This window comes from Gemmatimonas sp. (assembly GCF_044344655.1).
Taxonomy (GTDB): domain Bacteria; phylum Gemmatimonadota; class Gemmatimonadetes; order Gemmatimonadales; family Gemmatimonadaceae; genus Gemmatimonas.
Genome location: NZ_JBIJCN010000083.1, coordinates 1 through 5829, shown reverse-complemented (window position 1 = coordinate 5829; position 5829 = coordinate 1). Strand labels below are relative to the sequence as shown.

Here is a 5829-nt window from a genome sequence, read left to right as displayed (position 1 = left end):
GTCACCACCGTCATGCCACGTCATGCCCATCGCGCTCGCATGTCCGACATCGCGGCGGCCGGCCTGGCCAGCACGCACGCGAACGGCGGAGAGGAGGAGAGCGGCACTCTCCTCGTCGAGCTTTATGGGAAAGTGCACCTCGTGATGGTGTCGAACCGGTCCACCTGTCAGCCGTTCGAGCGGTGTCGAATTGGCCGTCGCAACGAGCATCCGCGCCGCCCGTTCGACAAGCGCGGGGTCGAGCCCGACCTGCGCCGCCGCCGCCTTCATGTCGGTCAGCGTCAACCCGCCCGACGACGGGCTCGCCCCTTCCGCTCGGCTCGTCAGCGCTGTTGCCGTACGCAGAATGCGGGCAAACTCGTCGTCGCTGTAGCGCCGCTGGCCATCCGACATCAGGAACCTCGATCCTTGGGAGAGCAGGGGTGGTACGCGAGCTAACGCGAATTAGCCTGCAGGCGATCCCTGCACTGGCAGAAGTTATGCAGCGAACCCCTGCAGTCTATCGCGGAGTGTGTCGTCTCACCCCCACAGCCTGTAAGCCATTTGAGAGCAACACCTTGCAAGGCACCGCCTCGCAGGGTGTGCGGCATTAGGCTGCGGAGATTGCGACATAACGTTCAGGCGCGCCGAGAGAGCCGCAAGGGGGAGGGCCGTGCCCCTGCGGTGTCGAGATCGAGCGGACTCCGCACCCCGAGGCCTCCACGATTGAGCACGTGCGTGTACAGCATGGTCGTACTCACATCGCGGTGCCCCAGCAGTTCCTGCACGGTGCGAATGTCATAGCCGTTTTCCAGCAGGTGCGTGGCGAACGAATGCCGGAAGGTGTGGCACCCCACGCGCTGGTCGATCCCCGCGAGCCGCGCCGCCTCAGCTACCGCTCGCTGCAGTACGGTGGGGTGCAGGTGGTGGGTACGCCACTGCCGTGCGGCCGCATCCCAGTACTCGCGCGTGGCGGGGAACAGCCAGCACCATGTGGGGTTCCGTGTGGCGCCAACCGCCTTCGTGCCCTGAGCGAACGGCAGCACCACGTACCCGCGGTCACGTGCCCAACGGCGCTGCATCACCACCTTGGCGGCATCCCGATGCGCGCGCAGCGGGTCCACCAGTGACGTCGGCAGCATCGTCACCCGATCTCGGGCGCCTTTGCCGCGACGGACGCGGATCTCCAGTCGATCGAGATCCACATCCTTCACCCGCAGCTGACAGCACTCCTGCAATCGCAAGCCGGAGCCGTACAGCAGCGAGGCCATCAGCCACGGCACACCGTGCATGGCGCCGAGTACCCGCGTGACGGCATCCCGCGAGAGTACGTTGGGAAGCACGTGCGGCCGTCGGGCCGGGGCCACGTTGACCATGGCCGGGAGGGGTTGTTCCAGCACATCGCCGTACAGGAAGCGTAATGCCGCCAGCGCCTGGCTCTGCGTGGATGCCGCCACCCCGCGTTCTACAGCCAGATGTGTGAGGTAGTCACGAACCGCGGTCACCGGCAGCTCTGCCGGGTGGCACATGCCATGGTAGCGAACATACCGCACCACCCAACGTGAGTAGGCCTGAACGGTACGTGGGCTGAAGCGGCGAACGGCGGCCCGATCCCGAAGCAACGCAAGAAGACGAGGCGAGGACATCTCGGTACGGTACGAAATCGGTACCTGTCAGCCGTCACCGATACGTGCGCGATGTGATCGTTTCTACGCAGCGTCCGGGCGACAACGACAAACTCCCCGCGGAGGGCGGGGAGTCGTCAGTTCTCAGTACGAGTTGTCAGTACTCGGCCAACGACTGATCACGGCGTGATCGGCCTCGGCGCCGAGCCCTCGCGCTTGCTGCGCACGATCTCGGGCTGACCGGCCGCCTTGAGCAGCGCATTCACCTTGGGCAGCTGCGTGGTGATCACCCGCTCGAGACGCGCCAGCTCCCCGTCCGTCTTGGGCGCCAGCACCCCCCATACGTCGTACGACTGCTTTGCCGGACGGCGCTCACCACTCAGGATGAAGCCCATCAGCCCACCCAGCTGATCGTTCAGACGAATGGGGAAGTTGAGCGGATCCTGACCGCTCTGGTTCTTCGTCTGATAGAGCGAGTCCTCCACCACATTCAGCGAATCGGCAAACGTCTTCGCCAGCGGCGCGAACGCCGCCACCGCCGTCATCTTCGCGGTACGGTCGGTGAGATCACGCTTGAGGTTCCGGCTCTCGATCACGCCCTGATTCGCCGCCGTGATCTTGTCACGCACCTGCAGCGCGAAGCGCACCTGCTCCTTGAGATCCGCTTCCGTGGCGGGGCTCCGCGGATCAGGCAACACGCGGAAGTCGTACGAGACCGGCGCACTGTTCCCCGCCGTCATGCGCACGCGATACGTACCCGGTGCCATCGCCGGGCCACCGCCGTTTCCGGCCCAGGTGATCATGCCGCGGAAACGCACGGCATCATCGTGCTTCATGGTGTACGTGAAACGGTTCACCCCCTTGCGGTTGCCCGGCTTCGGCACCGGCGGGGGCGTGAACCCCATTTCGGCGAAGCGCGGGTCCACCGCCGCCTTCGTGGTGTCGTTGCTCGCAGCCGTGCCCACCAGCTTTCCGGCGGCATCGTAGAACTCGAACTTCACCACCAGACTGTCGGCCGGCAGACGATAGGTGAACGTGGGCTGCGTCTGCCCGTTGAGGCGATACACCGGCACCGGCTTGTACAGGTACGGCGCGTTCCCCTCGGCCTTCACCGCGGCATCGGCCCAGCGCAGGCTCGTGAGATTCTCCAGCACCCAGAACGCGCGGCCGTGCGTGGAGATCGCGAGGTCGTCGTCGCGCAGCATCATGTCGTGCACCGGCACCGGCGGCAGGTTCTTCTGCAGGCTCTGCCAGTTGGCGCCGGCGTCGTAGCTCACCATCACGCCACGCTCGGTCGCCGCATACAGCAGGCCGGGACGATGGAGATCCTCACGAATGGCCCGCGTGAAATGATCCGTCGCGATGCCGCTCGTGATCTTGGTCCACGTCACGCCGTAGTCGGTGGTCTTGTAGAGATACGGCGAAAAATCATCCATCTGGTACCGGTTGCCCGCTACATAGGCGGTGCCCGGCGCATGCTGCCCCGCCTCGATGATGCTCCAGCGCATCCACTCGGGAAGCCCCTTCGGCGTCACGTTCTTCCACGTCAGCCCGTTGTCGCGCGACAGGTGAAGGAGCCCGTCGTCGCTGCCGGTCCAGATCAGCCCCTTCACCAGCTTCGACTCGGCCAGCGTAAACACCGTGCCGTAGTACTCGACGCTCGTCTGGTCCTTCGTGATGGGCCCGCCGCTCGCACCGAGTGTGCGCGGATCGTTCCGCGTGAGATCTCTCGAGATGGGCGTCCACGTCATGCCGCCGTCGCGCGACCGGAACACCACGTTGCTGCCCACATAGATGGTGTTGGGATCGTGCGGCGAGTGCACGATGGGATACGTCCACTGGAAGCGGTACTTGCTGTCCTTCGCGTCGTGTCCCATGGGATTGAGCGGCCACGGATCGATCGCGATCGTCTTGCCGGTGCGACGGTTCAGCATGTCCATGCTGCCACCGTAGTTCGCGCCGTACATGATGTCGGGATCGGACGGATTGCTGCTGATGTACCCGCTCTCGCCGCCGGCCACGCTGTAGAAGGTGCTGAACGGGCTCGCCGGCGCCGCCGGCGCCCCACCGCCCATCATCTGCGCCATCATCGCTTCCCGACCACCGGCTGCCGCGGCACGCACGGGGCCGCAGCTCGAACCGGCATCCTGCTTGGCGCCGCACACATGGTACGGGAAGTGGTTGGTAAGGTGCACGTGATAGTACTGCCCCGTGGGCGCCGCCACGCGCACGCTCGTCTTGCCGCCGTCCTTGGTCACGATCAGGCCGTTGTCGTGCGCCACCGCCACACGTAGCGGATCGGCGGGATCGATCCAGATGTCGTGGTTGTCACCGCCGCCGAAGCCGCGCGTGAACGTCTTGCCGCCGTCCTTCGAGATGAGCGGGCTCACCTGCGGGCCGTACACCACGTTGGTGTCCTTCGGGTCGGCGTACAGCTTGCTGTAGTACCAGGCGCGCTGACGGAGATTGCGGTCGCCGGTCATGAACGTCCACGTGGCACCGGCATCGTCACTGCGATACACGCCGCCATTGGGCTCGTGCTCCACGATCGCCCACAGGCGGCTCGGCTTGGCCGGGCTCACCGTGATGCCGATCGCGCCGAGCGGTCCGCTCTTGGGGAGGCCGGGATTGCGCGTGATTTCGGTCCAGGTGTCGCCACCGTCGGTGGTCTTGAAGATCCCGCTCCCCATGCCGCCGCTCACGAGCTGCCACGGCTTGCGACCAGCCTGCCAGAAGCTCACGTAGAGGATCTTGGGGTTGCTCGGATCCATGATCATGTCCGCCACGCCGGTGCTGTCGTTGCGGAAGAGAATGTTCTTCCACGTCTTGCCGCCGTCGGTGGTGCGGTACACGCCGCGTTCCTTGTTGGGGCCGAACACATGCCCCAGCGCGCCCACGTACACGATGTCCGGGTTGTCCGGATGAATGCGCACGCGCGCGATGTACTGCGTTTCCTTGAGTCCCATGTACTGCCACGTCTTGCCGGCATCGGTGCTCTTCCACACGCCGTCGCCATGGCTCACGTTGCCGCGGATAGGCGTTTCACCACCGCCCACCCACACCACGTCGGGGTTGCTCTGCTGCACGGCGATACTGCCGATCGTGCCGCCGAAATACGCATCGGTCACGGGCGCGACGGTCTTGCCGCCATCGGTGGTCTTCCACACCCCACCACCGGTGGTGCCCATGTAGTACTCGTCAGGGCGCGCGCTGCTGCCGGCCACGGCCACCATGCGGCCGGCCTGATTGGGGCCAATGTTGCGCCACTTGGCGTCGAAGGACGTGTCGGCGGTGGCCGCGGGGCGGCCCTGGCCACGCTGGGCCTGAGCGCCTTGCACGGCGACAGCGAGGAGCATCGCGGCGGTGGCCAGCGTGCTGCGGGGGGAGATTCGCACGGGAATGGTCTTCAGGGGTGAGACAACACATGGCACGGACATGACAACGAGCCCCCGCGCCGAAGCGCTGGAGCCATGGACACTCTCTACAATGCGGCCAAGAACGGGATGAGGCCAGACGGAACGATCCACTTCTCCTGCATTAGCGCGTATACACCTCGCGCCCCCCCACCACCGTCCGCTCCACCTTCACGCGCAGGAGCTGCTCGGGCGCAACACGCAGAATGTCCTCGCTCAGCACCACGAAGTCGGCGAGCATACCCACACGCAGCATGCCCACCTCCGTTTCCATGAAGCCCGCGTAGGCCGCATCCCGCGTATAGTGGCGCAGCGCCGCCTCCACGCTGATGCGTCCCGCCGGATACCACCCGCCCTTGGGTGTGCCCTCGGGCGTCAGGCGCGTGACCGCCGTGTAGATGCCCCGAATCACATCCATGGGAAACACGGGATAGTCGCTGCCGAACGCCTGCACGGCGCCCGCCTCATCGAACTGCCGGAAGTTGTTGCTTAGGGCCGCCCGCTTCGGACCGAGCAGCGGCGCATAGTTGGTGAGCGTAGTGACATCCGGGGTGGCGAAGATCGCCTGCGTGCTGGCGATTACCCCCAACTGCCGGAAGCGCGGCAGGTCACGCGGACTGGGCACCTCCACGTGTTCCACGCGATGCCGGCTGTCACGCACCCCGTTCACCTTCCGTGCCTGCGCATACGCATCGAGCGCCATGCGCACCGCCTTGTCGCCGATGGCGTGGAGCTCCACCTGCAGCCCGGCGCTGTCGTAGCGCACCACGCCGCGGTTGAGCGTGCCGGCGGGCCAGAAGGGAAGCCCCGTC

Annotated in this window: 4 protein-coding genes; all 4 read right to left on the bottom strand. The window is 66.0% G+C overall.

The window, feature by feature from the left end; all coding sequences use genetic code 11:
- A partial coding sequence (locus ACIQ51_RS13910; RefSeq protein ID WP_396205663.1) for a hypothetical protein occupies positions 1-393 on the bottom strand: 393 nt, incomplete at its 3' end.
- 224 nt (positions 394-617) lie between these two features.
- Entirely contained in the window at positions 618-1625 is a 1008-nt protein-coding gene (locus ACIQ51_RS13905; protein ID WP_396205661.1) for an integron integrase, read from the bottom strand.
- Positions 1626-1783: 158 nt separating this feature from the next.
- Positions 1784-4999 (bottom strand): glycosyl hydrolase, encoded by a 3216-nt coding sequence (locus ACIQ51_RS13900; protein ID WP_396205660.1) that lies wholly within the window; start codon positions 4997-4999, stop codon positions 1784-1786.
- Between the two features lie 142 nt (positions 5000-5141).
- A partial coding sequence (locus ACIQ51_RS13895; RefSeq protein ID WP_396205659.1) for an amidohydrolase occupies positions 5142-5829 on the bottom strand: 688 nt, incomplete at its 5' end.